We start from the raw sequence: 14,302 nt of genomic DNA, 5'->3' as shown, positions 1-14,302 counted from the left end.
CGCACATCCAGGGCGAGCCCCGCGAACGGCACTACTTCCCCGAGTCCCCGCCGTCTCAGGGCGTCGCCACGCGCTGAGACGGAACCACCGCACCACGGCTCGGCCGTGTCGGCTCACGCACAGCACAGAGCCCCGGCTTCGACGCGCATCTCTACGGAGATGTCGTCGAAGCCGGGGCTCGGTGGCCTCGGAGCGCGCTCCTCGATGTCTGTGAATCGAGAACGCGCTACCGGGTGTCAGACGCCGAAGTACAGCTCGTACTCGAACGGGTGCGGGCGCTGAGCCATCGGCAGGATCTCGTTCTCGTACTTGTACGAGATCCAGGTCTCGATGAGCTCCTCGGTGAACACGCCGCCCTCGAGGAGGAACTGGTGGTCCTCCTTCAGCGCGTCGAGCGAGTCGAGCAGCGAGTTCGGAACCTGGGGGATGTTCTTCGCCTCCTCGGGAGGAAGCTCGTAGAGGTCCTTGTCGACCGGCTCGTGCGGTTCGATGCGGTTCTTGATGCCGTCGAGGCCGGCCATCAGCTGCGCGGCGAACGCGAGGTACGGGTTGCCCGAGGCATCCGGTGCACGGAACTCGATGCGCTTGGCCTTCGGGTTCGACCCCGTGATCGGGATACGGATCGCGGCCGAGCGGTTTCCGGCCGAGTAGACCAGGTTGACCGGAGCCTCGAAGCCCTTGACCAGGCGGTGGTAGCTGTTCAGCGTCGGGTTGGTGAACGCCAGCAGTGCCGGCGCGTGCGCCAGGATGCCGCCGATGTACCAGCGCGCGATGTCGCTGAGCTGGCCGTAGCCGGCCTCGTCGTAGAACAGCGGCTTGCCGTCGTTCCACAGCGACTGGTGCGTGTGCATGCCCGAGCCGTTGTCGCCGTACAGCGGCTTCGGCATGAAGGTGGCGACCTTGCCCCACTCCTCGGCGGTGTTCTTGACGATGTACTTGAACTTCAGGATGTCGTCCGCCGAGTGCACCATGGTGTCGAAGCGGTAGTTGATCTCCTGCTGGCCGGCGGTGCCCACCTCGTGGTGCGAGCGCTCGAGGATGAACCCGGCCTCGATCAGCTTCAGGGTGATGTCGTCGCGCAGGTCAGCGGTCTTGTCGACCGGGCTGACGGGGAAGTAGCCGCCCTTGTACGGGGTCTTGTTGGCGAGGTTTCCGCCCTCCTCCTCGCGACCGGTGTTCCACGCGGCCTCCTCGGAGTCGACCTTGTAGAAGCTCTCGCCGGCGGTGACCGAGTAGCGCACGTCGTCGAAGATGTAGAACTCGGCCTCGGGAGCGAAGAACGCGGTGTCGGCGATGCCGGTCGAGGCGAGGTACTTCTCAGCCTTCTTGGCGACCTGACGCGGGTCCTTGGAGTAGATCTCCCCGGTGCGCGGGTTGTAGATGTCGAAGATCATCACGAGCGTGCTCGCCTCGCGGAACGGGTCCATGTAGGCCGTCGTCACGTCGGGGATGAGCTGCATGTCGGACTCGTGGATGCTGGCGAATCCGCGGATCGACGAGCCGTCGAACAGCTGACCGTCGACGAAGAAGTCCTCGTCCACGGTCGCAGCAGGGATGTTGAAGTGCTGCTGGACACCAGGAAGATCAGTGAATCGGATGTCAAGGAACTTGACGTCGTTCTCCTTGATGTAGCTCAGCACCTCGGACGAATCTTTGAACATGTACGACTCCTGGATTGCGGATCGATGGCTTCACGGCCATTGTGCACAGTACGTGCGGGGCGTTACTCCACGGTATCCGCTTTGTTTCGAACGTGTTACGCGCCGGTAGGCTTGTGACGTGACGGACGCTGTGAACACGTATCCCGGAGAACGCCTCGGAATGCCCCGGACGGGTACGAGCAGCATCGCCAGACCGGGCCGGCGGATCGGCGCGCTCCTCATCGACTACCTCGCCGCGACGATCATCGCCACGGGGTTCCTGGGCTACGACCAGTTCGCGCTGCCGAGCGAGGCGGGGCTGACCATGTTCGCTCCGATGGCGGTCTTCGCGGTGCTGCAGATCCTGTTCATCCCGACCGCGGGCGGAAGCCCGGGACACCGCATCCTCGGGATGCGGCTCGTGCGCCTCGACGGCGGCTGGGTGGGGCTCTGGCGCCCGATCGTGCGCACGCTGCTGCTCGTCATCGTGATCCCCGCCGTCGTGTTCGACGCCGATCAGCGCGGACTCCACGACAAGGCGACGGGGCTCGTGCTCATCCGCGCCTGACGCGCCGCGTCACTCCTTGCCGCGGTTGCGGCGTCGGGCCTCGCGCGGTGCTCGTCCACCGACGAAGGACCGCGCCGGATCGACGAGATAGCCCCGACGGAGAGCCTCGCGTCCGATGAGCATCCGGAATCCCATCTCGTCGCGATTGCTCAGCGTCACCTCGGCGAGCACCTCGCGGTCGTGCAGACGGATGAGCATCTCGACGACCAGACGCTCCTGGGCATGGCCTGAGGAGCTCCGCACCGCGCGTCGGTCGTGCACCGGAGACTCCACCACCACCGCATCCTCCTGGCTGTCCTGCCAGGGCTTGACGCGGAATCGCACCCACGACACGCCGTCGCGCTCGAACTCGTGGATCTCGAACGCATGCAGCGAGGAGGTCCGCGCACCCGTGTCGATCTTGGCCTTGAGCCAATCGACGCCGAGATCAGGCAGGCTCACCCATTCTCGCCACCCGATAAGGGTGTTTGAATGGTGGGACGACTTGTTCACCCGACCATCCTGGCAGGAAATCCCCGTGAAGATCGCAGTGCTCTCCCGTGCGCCGCAGGCGTACTCCACCCAACGACTGCGAGCCGCGGCTCTTCAGCGTGGTCACACCGTCAAGGTGCTCAACACGCTGCGCTTCGCGATCGACCTCACCGCCGACGAGCCCGACCTGCATTACCGGGGCCGCCAGCTCAGCGATTACGACGCGATCCTCCCGCGCATCGGCAACTCGATCACGTACTTCGGCACGGCCGTCGTGCGCCAGTTCGAGCAGATGGACGTCTACACGCCCAACACGGCCAACGGGATCTCCAGCGCCCGCGACAAGCTGCGGGCGAACCAGATCCTCTCCCGCCACAACATCGCGATGCCGCCCACCGCGTTCGTGCGCAACCGCGCCGACGTGCGTCCCGCGATCGAGCGGGTCGGCGGTGCGCCCGTAGTGATCAAGCTGCTCGAGGGCACCCAGGGCATCGGCGTGATCCTCGCGCCGCAGGTGAAGGTCGCCGAGGCCATCATCGAGACGCTGCACTCCACGAAGCAGAACGTGCTCATCCAGAAGTTCATCTCCGAGAGCCGCGGCCGTGACATCCGCGCCCTCGTCGTGGGTGACCGCGTCGTCGCCGCGATGCGACGGTCGGCTGCGGGTGACGAGTTCCGCTCGAATGTGCACCGCGGTGGATCGGTCGAGGCGGTCGAACTCGACCCCGTCTACGAGCGCGCGGCCGTGCGCTCGGCCCAGATCATGGGACTCCGCGTGGCGGGCGTCGACATGCTCGAAGGCGAAGACGGGCCGCTGGTGATGGAGGTCAACTCGTCTCCCGGGCTGCAGGGCATCGAGATGGCCACCAAGCTCGACGTCGCCGGCGCGATCATCGACTACATCGCCGGCCAGGTCGCGTTCCCCGAGATCGATGTCCGTCAGCGGCTGACCGTCTCGACGGGCTACGGAGTGGCCGAGCTCATGGTGCACGGCGCCGTGGACCTGGTGGGCAAGACCCTCGGCGAGGCCGGCCTGTGGGAGCGCGACATCACGGTTCTCACCCTGCATCGCGGAGTCTCGGTCATCCCGAACCCGCGCAAGCACGTCGTCCTCGAGGCCGAGGATCGCCTGTTCTGCTTCGGCAAGCTCGACGAGATGCGATCGATGGTGCCCGAGCGTCGCCGCCGTCGCGCCAAGGTGCGTCGACTTCCGCGGCAGCCGCTGTCGGAGTGAACGACGAAGCGCGGCCGTTCCTCGGATGAGGGCGGCCGCGCTTCGTTCGTCTGCGGTGGTGCGGGATCAGCGCGGGCGCTGCGCCCTGACTTTGGTGGGGTCGATGCCCTTCGGGATCGGCAGCGAGGAGATCGACTGCGACACGGACTCGATGCGGCGGATCACGGCACCCATCGTGGCCTTATCGATCACCTTGGGCAGCTTCTTGATCGTCTTGGCGAGGTCGGCGATCGCGACGTCGTCGTCACCGTGGCCGATGTAGATGACGGTCACGGGCACCCCGTGGGCGACGCGGGCGGCCTTGCTGCGCTCATCGTTGACGAGGCGGCTCAGACGTCCGCGCGATCCTTCGCCGACCACCACGACGCCACCGCGACCGACGGCGCGGTAGACCGCGTCCTGAGTCTTGGGGTTGATGCCGACGGGAGTCTCCGACCCCTGCCAGTTGCGGCCGAGGCTGGTGCTGAGCACGTGCCCGGTGGCACCGGGCATGCCGTCGATCTTCTGGTACATGGCCGACGTCGACAGCCGTGTCATGAGGAACATCGCGCCGAGGATGCCGAGCATCAGGCCGGAGATGCCCCAGAGGATCAGGGTCCACACCTGGAACGGCGGGATCAGGTACCCGACGATGAGTCCGACGAGGACGCCGAGCACGAGCATCGCGATCTGGGCCCAGGGGAGCCAGGGGTAGATCTCTCTCGTGAACTTGAAGAGGGATTTGATCTGGGAGAAGAACCCCGGACGCTTCTCGGGCGCGGACGAACGGTTTGCCATGCAACAAGAATACCGACTGCGCGGTGCGCGCACGTCGTCGTTCGCGTCAGGCGGATTCCCAGGCCGGGACGATTCCTGCACCGATGGCGGATTCGGACGATTCGATCCCCAGTGCCGCTGTGGGGCCCTTCTGCCGCCGCGGGTGCGATGGGGTGGGGTGATGGCAGTCAGAGAGTCCCGGATGCGCGATGCGCCCCTCGTGCCGGGCGTGCATCGCGTGATCCGTCGGCTCGACGCCGGGGAGGGTCCGTTCGCGGGCCCTCTGGTGGTTCGGGGAGGATCTGCGGCCGTGCTCGTCGACGTGGGGGAGCTCGGCGGCTGGGCGGGCTGGGCACATGTGGGGGATGAGCATGTCGCCGCGCCGATCGACCTCGCGCGCCGCTCCGACGGCCATGATGCACTTCTGCCCTGGTGCACGGAGCGCGTGGGCGCACTGCTGGGACGTCGGGTGCTCGCGGAGGCGCCCCTCGCCGCCGGGGAGGTGACGACGATGGTGGCGAGCCTCCTGCGAGGAGTCGGCGAGCTCGTCCACTCCGATGACGGCGTCTGCACGGGAGAATGGTGGCTCACCGACGACGGGCGTCCGCTCTTCGTGATCGGCGGCGGCGCCGACGCATGCGCGGCCACCGCCCTCCTCGTGGAGCAGTTGCACAAGGACTGCTCCGACCGTGCACTGAGTCGTCTGCTCGGTCAGATCGTCGAGGGACTACGGGCCGTCGGCGGCACCGCGCAGATGTCCACGCGCAGGCTCGAGCGCTGGGAGACCGACCTGCTCGACACCGCGGCACCGCGACCCCTGCAGCGATCGGTGCAGGAACCGGTGCGGGTTCGGGATCTCGACACCGGACGCAGAGTCGTGGCCGGCCCCGTCACCCGGCGCGAGGGGCGCGTCGTGGAGGCGGGTCGCTCTCTTCTTCCCACCGCGGTACGAGGCGTCGTCGTCGCATGTGCGTCGGGGGTGGCGGGCGCGGCCTCTCGAGGTCTCCGGGCGCTCGGCTCCCGCCGCGGTGTCACCGGAGCCGGAGGTCGCTCGGTCACGTCCGACGCCGCGAAGACGTCACGTCGGCCCGACCGTCCGCGGGCGCGGCACCTGCGCGCGGCGGTGATGGCCGGCGTCGCCGCCTCCGTCGTGCTGGCGGCCGGGCTCCTGTGGCCGGCCGGGGCGACGCAGGGGCAGGACGACCCCGCAGCGAGCCGCTCCGCCGGGGAGGCCGCGCGGGCTGAGGAGCGCGGTGGAGAGCCCTCCTCGAGGCCGACGACCCCCGTGGCACCCGACGACGGCGCTGACCCCGCCGAGCCGCAGACGTCGGCAGAGCCGGAGGGAACCGCAGAGCCCGACCTCGATCCGGCGACGTCGGACGATCCGGTGGTCGCCGCACCCGCGGTGCTCGCCGTCTTCCGCGGATGCCTCGCCGCGAGCGATGCCGTGTGCGCCGATGCGGTGGCCGCCGGTTCGGCCGCCACGGTCTCGACGTTCGGGAAGGTGCTCGGCGGCTCTGCGATCGGTGATGACGACCGGCTGACGTTCGCGCCGGTCGACCAGTACGGCGATATCGCGGTGGTCAAGGTCTCATCGCCTGCCGGTACCACTCAGAAGGCCGCGACTGGGGTCCGCCACTGGATGCTCGTGCTCGTGAGGGTCGACGAGAAATGGCTGGTCCGCGACGCCTACGACGTCGCGGACCAGCCAGGGTGATGCAGTGGGTCAGGCTCCGAGCTGAGCGGCGAACTGCGCCGACTCGAGGCGTGCCTTGACGGCGCCGAGGAAGCGAGCAGCGTCTGCACCGTCGATGATCCGGTGATCGTACGACAGCGCGAGGTAGACGTACGAGCGCACGGCGATCGCATCCGCTCCACCGACCTTGACGAGGCCGGGGCGCTTGACGACCGTTCCGGTGCCGAGGATCGCCGACTGGGGCAGGAACACGACGGGGGTGTCGAACAGCGCGCCGCGCGAACCAGTGTTGGTCAGCGTGAACGTGCCGCCGGCGAGCTCGTCGGGCTTCAGCTTGTTGTCGCGGGTGCGGGCAGCGAGGTCGGCGATCTCATGGGCGATCTCGGCGATGTTCTTCGACGCCGCGTCGCGCAGGACCGGGGTCAGCAGACCGCGCTCGGTGTCGACCGCGATCGACACGTTCTCCGACTCGGGGTAGACGATCTGCTCGCCGTCGACCGTCGCGTTGACGATCGGGAAGGCGCGCAGCGCCTCGGCGGCTGCCAGCGCGAAGAACGGCAGGAACGACAGCTTGTCGCCCGTCTTCTCGAGGAACGATCCCTTGACGCTGTCGCGGTACTCCGCCAGCGCGGTCACATCGACCTCGACGACCGTCGTCAGCTGAGCGGTCTGCTGCATGGACTCCACAGCGCGCTTCGCGAGAACCTTGCGCAGACGCGACATCGGCTGGGTCGTGCCGCGCAGCGGCGAGACCTCGAGCGGTGCGGGGGCTGCCGGAGCGGCAGCGGCGGCGGGTGCTGCGCCGGCGCTCTCCGCGGCCTTCAGCACGTCCTCCTTGCGGATGCGTCCGCCGACTCCCGTGCCGGTGACGCTCGCGAGGTCGACACCCTGCTGCGACGCCAGGCGACGCACGAGCGGCGTCACGTAGAGGTTGTCGTTCTCGGTCGGCAGCGAGAGCTTCTGCTCCGCGGCCGGTGCCGGGGTCGAGGAACCTCCGGCGGCTCCGCCGGTCGCCTGCTCGGGAGCGGCTTCGGCGGGAGCCGCGACGGGGGCCTCGGCGGCGGGACGCTCAGCGGGCTTGTCGACGGGTGCCTCGGAGACGGGAGCCTGCGCGGCCGGGGCCGGAGCGGCGGCCTGGGCAGCGGGAGCCTCGGCAGCGGGTGCCGGAGCCTCGGCCGGAGCGGCTGCGGGGGCCGCACCGGATCCGACGCGAGCGAGGACTGCGCCGACGGCGACGGTCTCGTCTTCGGCGGCGACGATCTCCTGCAGCACGCCGGCGACCGGCGAGGGGATCTCGGTGTCGACCTTGTCGGTGGAGATCTCGAGCAGAGCCTCGTCGACCTCGACGCTGTCGCCGATCTGCTTCAGCCAGCGCGTGACGGTGCCCTCGGTGACGCTCTCGCCGAGTTCGGGGAGGACGATGTCCGTGGCGTCGCCCGAGGCGGCGGGAGCCGACGACTCGGCGGGTGCCGCAGGGGCCGGCTCGGCCGGGGCGGCGGGAGCGTCGGTGGCGGGCGCCGGCGCGGCAGGCTCGGGAGCCTGCTCTGAGGCCGGTGCGGCCTGCGCGGGGGCATCGTCGGACGGTGCCGCGGCGCTGCCGTCGCCGATGCGCGCGAGAAGCGCTCCGACCTCGACGGTCTCGTCCTCGGCGACGAGGATCTCCTCGATCACGCCCGAGACGGGCGACGGGATCTCGGTGTCGACTTTGTCGGTCGAGATCTCGAGCAGGCCTTCGTCCGCCTGAACGGTGTCTCCCACCTGCTTGAGCCAGCGGGTGACCGTACCCTCTGTGACGCTCTCGCCGAGCGGAGGGAGGACGACGGATGTGCTCATGACTGAGTCTCCTTCAAGAAGTTAAATGACGCGTGACTAGCTTAGTGAACTGTTCACCGGTTGGTGTTCAGAGGGCGTGCAGCGGCTTTCCCGCGAGAGCGAGGAAGGCTTCGCCGAGTGCCTCGCTCTGGGTGGGGTGCGCATGGATCAGGGGGGCGATGTCCTCGGGGTGAGCCTCCCACGCGACGGCCAGCTGGCCCTCGGTGATGAGTTCGCCCACGCGATCGCCGAGCAGGTGGACGCCCACGACGGGTCCGTCCTTGAGGCGGACGACCTTGACGAGACCGCTGGTGCCGATGATCTCGCTCTTGCCGTTTCCTGCGAGGTTGTACTCGTAGGCGATCACCGCGTCCGCTCCGTGCTCGGCGACGGCCGCATCCTCGGTGATCCCGACGGAGGCGACCTCGGGGCTGGAGTAGGTCACCTTCGGGATCTGCACGTCGGGGACGTTGACGGGGGAGAGCCCGGCGATCCGCTCCGCGACCGCGATCCCCTGCTGGAAACCTCGGTGAGCGAGCTGGAGGCCCGGCGTGATGTCGCCGACGGCCCACACGCCGGGGACGCCCGTGCGCAGATCCTGATCGACGGTCACGAAACCGCGGTCGAGGGAGACCCCCGCCTCCTCGAATCCGAGATCGGCGGTGACCGGACCGCGTCCGACGGCGACGAGCAGGTAGTCCGCGGTGAAGGTCTTGCCGTCTTCGAGCGTGACGGTGACCGACGTGTCGTCCTGCACGGCGCTCTGGTACCGCACGCCGAGCGAGTATTGGATGCCGCGGCGTCGGAACGCCCGCTCCAGGCCCTTGCTCATCGCGATGTCCTCATTGGGGACGAGATGCGGGAGGGCCTCGATGATCGTGACCTCGGTGCCGAAGGAGCGCCAGACGCTGGCGAACTCGACGCCGATGACGCCGCCGCCGAGCACGAGGACGCGCTCGGGGATGACGTCGAGGGAGAGCGCCTGCTCGCTCGTCAGGATGCGTCCGCCGATCTCGAGACCGGGCAGGGTGCGGCTGTACGAGCCGGTCGCGAGGATGACATCGGTGCCGACGTACACGTCGTCGCCGACGCTGACAGACCGGTCCGCGTTCACGCGTCCGGCACCGGCGACCGTGGTGATGCCCCGTGCCTTCACGAGGCCCTCGAGCCCCTTGTACTTCTTCGCGACGATCCCTTCGCGGTAGGCGCGCACGCCCGCGGGGTCGATCCCGTCGAGAGTCGCGGAGATTCCCACATGGGCAGCATCCCGCACGTGCTCAGCCACCTCCGCCGCATGCAGCAGTGCCTTGGTGGGGATGCAGCCGCGATGCAGGCACGTGCCGCCCACCTTGTCCTTCTCGATGAGGGCGACGGACTTGCCCAGCTCGCTCGCGCGCAGAGCCGCGGCGTAGCCGCCGCTTCCCCCGCCCAGGACGACGATGTCGAAGGTGTGCGTGGTCATGGTCATGCCTCCTTGTGGGATGCTTCGGCGAACGCGATGATCGATCGGACCATCGCCCCGGTCGGGCCCTTGCCGGTGAAGCCGTACGGCGCACCGTTGTGCTCTCCGGATCCCGCGATGTCGAGATGCACCCACGGGATCCGCGGCGCGTCCTTCTCGTCGGAGACCCGGCCGATGAAGCGGCGCAGGAACAGTCCCGCGTACGAGGCGCCGCCCATGCGGTCGCCCATGTTGGCGTTCTGCATGTCGGCGATGGGGGAGTCGAGCATCTCTTCCATGTAGGCCGGCAGCGGCATGTGCCAGGCGAGCTCGTCGGCCTTCTCCGCAGCGGACAGGAACTCGGCGACCGCGTCGTCGTCTCCGAACACGCCGGTGTGGCGGTGGCCGAGGGCCATCAGGATCGCGCCGGTCAGGGTCGCGACGTCGATGATGAGATCGGGATTCTCGCGGCTCGCAGCGACCAGGCCGTCGGCGAGCACCAGGCGTCCCTCGGCATCGGTGTTGGGGACCTCGACGGTCGTGCCGTCGAGAATGCGGATCACGTCGCCGGGGCGCAGCGCGCGCCCGGACGGCATGTTGTCGGTGATGCACAGCCAGGCGGTCACCCGCACGGGGAGTGCCAGAGCGGCGATGGCGCGCAGGGCAGCGGCGCTGGTGGCGGCGCCCGCCATGTCGAACTTCATGCCGACCATCGACGCCGCGGGCTTGAGCGACAGGCCTCCGGTGTCGAACGTGATGCCCTTGCCGACGAGCGCGATGTGGCGCGTGGCGTTCTCGGGCGCGTAATCGAGTCTGACCAGGCGCGGGGGCCGGTCTGACCCCTGGGCGACGCCGAGGATCCCTCCGAAGCCCTCTGCGGCGAGCCGCTCCTCGTCGTAGATCGTCACGGACACGTCGAGGTCCGCGACGCTGTCGGCGGCGCTCTGCGCCAGCTGCGCGGGGCTCTGCCACTCCGCAGGCGTCGAGACCAGGTCCTTGATGAGCGCGACGGCCTCACCCACGGCGACCGCCCTGTTCAGAGCGGCATCGTCGAGTTCGGCATGCAGGACGACGGCGGATGCACGGGTCTTGCCCTGCTCGCGGCGGTAGTCGTCGAACCGGTAGCCGCCGAGCACGGCGCCCTCGGCGGCCGCATCGGCGAACGCCTCGAGCTCGGGGGAGAGGGCGAGGGCGATGTTGGTGAAGCCGGTCAGGGAGCGCAGCGCTGTTCCGACGGCGTCGCGGACGGCGGCGGCGTCGGGGGTGCGCCCCGCACCGACGACGGCGAACGGGAGTGTGGTGACCTCGGGCGCGTACACACGGGTGAATGCGGACGGCGATCCGGTGAAGCCGATCCCCTCGAGCGATTCGGCCAGCCCGGGGTGGGCGGACAGCGAATCCGTCGAGTCCGAGATGTCGGAGATGACGAGCACTGCGGCGTCTGCAGCGCTTCCGGGGAACTGATCTGAGGTGCGCGAGAGCGCGGGAAGCGTCATACCTCCATCCTAGGGATGGTCGGACGTGGGGACGGCGGGCGGCCTGTTCGCTCTCAGCATGACGGTCGTCACCCGTCGCCGCGATGCGGCTCGTAGCATGGACACATGCCCTTCTCCGGAGAGATCCATGAACGTGTCGCGAACGCGCCGGCAGTGCCGCGCGGGCTGCCCCTTGTGCTGCTCCTGACGGGTTTCACCGACGCGGGCAACGCGGTCTCCGGGCTCATCGAGCACCTCCGCGAGACGACCTCTCCCCAGCCGATCGCCGTCTTCGACAACGACGTACTGCTGGACTACCGGGCGCGTCGCCCGGTGATCTCGTTCGATCAGGATCACCTCACCGAGTTCCGCCCCGCTCGGCTCGAACTGTCCCTCGCGACCGATGCGCTCGGCCAGAAGTTCCTGCTGCTGGCGGGCTACGAGCCCGACTTCGCCTGGAACGAGTTCGCACGCACGGTGGTGGAGCTGGCCGACGAGTTCGAGGTGTCCGGGCTGAACTGGGTGCATTCGATCGCCATGCCCGTGCCGCACACGCGCCCGATCGGCACCACGGTGAGCGGCAACCGCCGTGAGCTCACGGTGGCCCATTCCGTGTGGCGTCCCCGCACCCAGGTGCCGGCGACGGCGGGTCATCTGCTCGAGTTCCGCTTCGCCGAGCACGGTGAGCGGGTCGTGGGCTTCGTGCTCCTGGTCCCGCACTACCTCGCCGAGACCGAGAACCCCGACGCCGTCATCGCGGCGGCGGAGAAGCTGATGGCCGCGACAGGGCTCGTGCTCATCCTCGACGTGGTCCAGGACCGTCGTGAGGACTACCTCGCGCGCATCGACGAGCAGGTGCTCGGAAACGACGAACTGCAGCAGATGGTGCATGGACTCGAGCGTCGCTATGACGCCTACATGGCCGGTCGCGACCCCGAGGACGGCTCGTACGACGAGGGCGGGTTCAATGAGCGCGACCTCCCCAGTGCGGACGAGCTGGCCGCCGAACTCGAGCGATATCTTGCTTCGCGGCCGACGGGCGACGAGGACAAGCCCGGCCGCGGCTGAGGTCCCGGTCGAAACTTCGGCCGAATGCGCCGGCATGCCCGCACGTGTGCGATACTAGGACTCTGACCCGTTGTCAATCGATCTTTTCGGAGATCCGACTTGACAAGGGTCTTACTAGTGTCCGAAATGCTCCGGGGCCTGCGAGCGGCCCCGTGAAAGGCGAAACGTGACTCCTGCCACGACGAAGAAGACCCGGACGAAGAAGACCGCCGACGCTCCCGAAGTCGACGCTCCGGTCGAGGAGACGGTCGAGAAGCCCGTCCCGAAGACCGCCGCGCAGCGGGCGGCCGCAAAGCGCGCGCCAGCGAAGAAGAAGAAGGCGGATGACATCGTCGAAGACGACGAGGCTCCCGCCGCCGCAGAGCCCGAGGAAGACGACGAGGACGCGAAGCCCGCGTTCACCGAACCCCTTCCCACCGGCGCGATCGTCATCTCGTCCAACGACGACGAGGACGTGCCGGTCTACTCGACGCAGATCACCGGCGCGACCGCCGATCCCGTCAAGGATTACCTGAAGCAGATCGGAAAGGTCGCGCTGCTGAACGCGGCCGAAGAGGTCGAGCTCGCGATGCGGATCGAAGCCGGTCTCTTCGCGGAGGAGAAGCTGTCGACGATGACCGCCGCCGAGAAGGCCGGTCAGCTGGGACTCGACCTGCAGTGGGTGGCCCGGGACGGCCAGCGTGCCAAGAGCCACCTGCTCGGCGCCAACCTGCGTCTCGTCGTCTCGCTCGCCAAGCGCTACACCGGTCGCGGCATGCAGTTCCTGGATCTGATCCAGGAGGGCAACCTCGGTCTCATCCGCGCGGTCGAGAAGTTCGACTACACCAAGGGCTTCAAGTTCTCGACCTACGCCACCTGGTGGATCCGTCAGGCGATCACGCGCGCCATGGCCGACCAGGCCCGTACCATCCGCATCCCGGTGCACATGGTCGAGGTCATCAACAAGCTCGCCCGCGTGCAGCGCCAGATGCTGCAGGACCTGGGCCGCGAGCCCACTCCGGAAGAGCTCAGCCGTGAGCTGGACATGACGCCCGAGAAGGTCGTCGAGGTGCAGAAGTACGGTCGCGAGCCGATCTCCCTGCACACGCCCCTCGGTGAAGACGGTGACAGCGAGTTCGGTGACCTCATCGAGGACACCGAGGCCGTCGTCCCCGCCGACGCGGTCGGATTCACGATGCTGCAGCGCCAGCTCGAGCAGCTGCTCGATTCGCTGTCGGAGCGCGAGGCCGGTGTCATCCGGATGCGCTTCGGCCTCGGTGACGGACAGCCCAAGACGCTCGATCAGATCGGTGACACGTTCGGCGTGACGCGTGAGCGCATCCGCCAGATCGAGTCGAAGACGATGGCGAAGCTGCGCCACCCGAGCCGCTCGCAGTCGCTGCGGGACTACCTCGAGTGATGCAGGCGAACGAGGGCAAAGCGCTCGAGACCCGCGTCGAGGGCAAGACCTACGCGCGAATCCCGCTGCGCACCAGGGTCGTCATGCCGAACGACGACCTGGACTCCGTCATCGCGGAGTACGCGAAAGATGCGGTGCAGCCGGGCGACCTGCTGTTCGTGACCGAGAAGATCGTCGCGATCACGCAGGGACGCTCGTACCGTCTCGATGAGATCACGCCGCGTCCGCTCGCACGGTTCCTCTCCCGGCATGTGGTGCGCACGTCGTACGGCATCGGTCTCGGCATGCCCGAGACCATGGAGATGGCGTTGCGCGAGTGCGGCACGCTGCGGATCCTGTTCGCGGCCGGCGTCTCGGTGCTCTCGAAGGCGATCGGGCGCAGCGGTGACTTCTACCGGATCGCCGGTGACAAGGCCCGTGCGATCGACGGCCCCACCAAGAACACGATCCCGCCGTACAACGAGGCGGTCGTGCTCGGACCCAAGAACCCGCGTGACGTCGCTCTGCGGGTGCAGAAGCTGGTCGGTGGTGCGGTCGACGTGGCCGTGGTCGACATCAACGACATCGGCGGCAACATCCTCGGTTCGACTCTCGACAAGGCCGGAGAGCGCCGTCTCGTGCAGATCCTCGGCGACAACCCGCTCGGCCAGGCGACCCAGTCCACCCCGATGGGGATCGTCCGCGAGGTCTGAGCCCCACAGGCGCGATACATGCGAGAAGGCCCGGATGCTCGGCATCCGGG

At 68.4% G+C, this 14,302-nt stretch carries 12 protein-coding genes; 6 read left to right on the top strand and 6 right to left on the bottom strand.

Translation table 11 applies throughout. The features are described from left to right. Positions 1-236 precede the first annotated feature (236 nt). Positions 237-1,661 (bottom strand): type I glutamate--ammonia ligase, encoded by a 1,425-nt coding sequence (gene glnA, locus ABTZ43_RS14680; protein WP_045253012.1) that lies wholly within the window; start codon positions 1,659-1,661, stop codon positions 237-239. Positions 1,662-1,821: 160 nt separating this feature from the next. Between glnA and ABTZ43_RS14675 the strand changes: the two genes are divergently transcribed. After that, entirely contained in the window at positions 1,822-2,208 is a 387-nt protein-coding gene (locus ABTZ43_RS14675; RefSeq protein ID WP_350539348.1) for an RDD family protein, read from the top strand. A 9-nt stretch (positions 2,209-2,217) separates the two neighbouring features. Here ABTZ43_RS14675 and ABTZ43_RS14670 read toward each other — a convergent pair whose 3' ends face one another. Further along, positions 2,218-2,700 carry an ATP-dependent zinc protease family protein gene (locus tag ABTZ43_RS14670; RefSeq protein ID WP_200946588.1) on the bottom strand — a complete coding sequence of 161 codons (483 nt, stop codon included), beginning with the start codon at positions 2,698-2,700 and terminating at the stop codon, positions 2,218-2,220. 25 nt (positions 2,701-2,725) lie between these two features. Here ABTZ43_RS14670 and ABTZ43_RS14665 point away from each other — a divergent pair, with 25 nt between their 5' ends. After that, positions 2,726-3,913, top strand: coding sequence for a RimK family alpha-L-glutamate ligase (locus ABTZ43_RS14665; RefSeq protein ID WP_056417849.1), 1,188 nt, complete (start codon positions 2,726-2,728; stop codon positions 3,911-3,913). Between the two features lie 66 nt (positions 3,914-3,979). Here the strand turns inward: ABTZ43_RS14665 and ABTZ43_RS14660 are convergent, their stop codons facing one another. After that, complete coding sequence (locus ABTZ43_RS14660) at positions 3,980-4,690, bottom strand: DUF4191 family protein (RefSeq protein WP_056417847.1); 711 nt, start codon at positions 4,688-4,690, stop codon at positions 3,980-3,982. Between the two features lie 181 nt (positions 4,691-4,871). On the opposite strand from ABTZ43_RS14660, the gene ABTZ43_RS14655 reads away from it, so the two are divergent. After that, a complete protein-coding gene (locus ABTZ43_RS14655; RefSeq protein WP_350539347.1) occupies positions 4,872-6,386 on the top strand; it encodes a hypothetical protein in 1,515 nt (504 codons plus the stop codon). Positions 6,387-6,395: 9 nt separating this feature from the next. Here the strand turns inward: ABTZ43_RS14655 and sucB are convergent, their stop codons facing one another. The 3 genes from sucB to ABTZ43_RS14640 form a co-directional block, all read right to left on the bottom strand. Beyond that, entirely contained in the window at positions 6,396-8,198 is a 1,803-nt protein-coding gene (gene sucB / locus ABTZ43_RS14650; protein ID WP_350539346.1) for a 2-oxoglutarate dehydrogenase, E2 component, dihydrolipoamide succinyltransferase, read from the bottom strand. Between the two features lie 67 nt (positions 8,199-8,265). Next, positions 8,266-9,639: a dihydrolipoyl dehydrogenase gene (gene lpdA, locus ABTZ43_RS14645; RefSeq protein ID WP_253386142.1), complete on the bottom strand. Its 1,374-nt coding sequence runs from the start codon at positions 9,637-9,639 to the stop codon at positions 8,266-8,268. A gap of 2 nt (positions 9,640-9,641) precedes the next feature. Beyond that, the gene (locus ABTZ43_RS14640; protein ID WP_350539345.1) at positions 9,642-11,114 is read right to left on the bottom strand and encodes a leucyl aminopeptidase; all 1,473 of its coding nucleotides are present in this window, start codon (positions 11,112-11,114) and stop codon (positions 9,642-9,644) included. Positions 11,115-11,219: 105 nt separating this feature from the next. Between ABTZ43_RS14640 and ABTZ43_RS14635 the strand changes: the two genes are divergently transcribed. From ABTZ43_RS14635 to ABTZ43_RS14625, 3 genes are all read left to right on the top strand, one after another. Continuing rightward, on the top strand, positions 11,220-12,161 hold the full coding sequence (locus ABTZ43_RS14635) for a proteasome assembly chaperone family protein (protein ID WP_056417832.1): 942 nt from the start codon (positions 11,220-11,222) through the stop codon (positions 12,159-12,161). A 166-nt stretch (positions 12,162-12,327) separates the two neighbouring features. Further along, on the top strand, positions 12,328-13,560 hold the full coding sequence (locus tag ABTZ43_RS14630) for an RNA polymerase sigma factor (protein ID WP_056417829.1): 1,233 nt from the start codon (positions 12,328-12,330) through the stop codon (positions 13,558-13,560). Further along, on the top strand, positions 13,560-14,252 hold the full coding sequence (locus ABTZ43_RS14625) for a coenzyme F420-0:L-glutamate ligase (RefSeq protein ID WP_056417826.1): 693 nt from the start codon (positions 13,560-13,562) through the stop codon (positions 14,250-14,252). The genes ABTZ43_RS14630 and ABTZ43_RS14625 overlap by 1 nt, the downstream gene beginning before the upstream one ends. Positions 14,253-14,302 lie beyond the last annotated feature (50 nt).

Source organism: Microbacterium sp. NPDC097977 (genome assembly GCF_040302605.1).
GTDB lineage: Bacteria > Actinomycetota > Actinomycetes > Actinomycetales > Microbacteriaceae > Microbacterium.
Note: the sequence above shows the minus strand (reverse complement) of the source record. Positions and strands in the feature narration are given on the sequence as shown.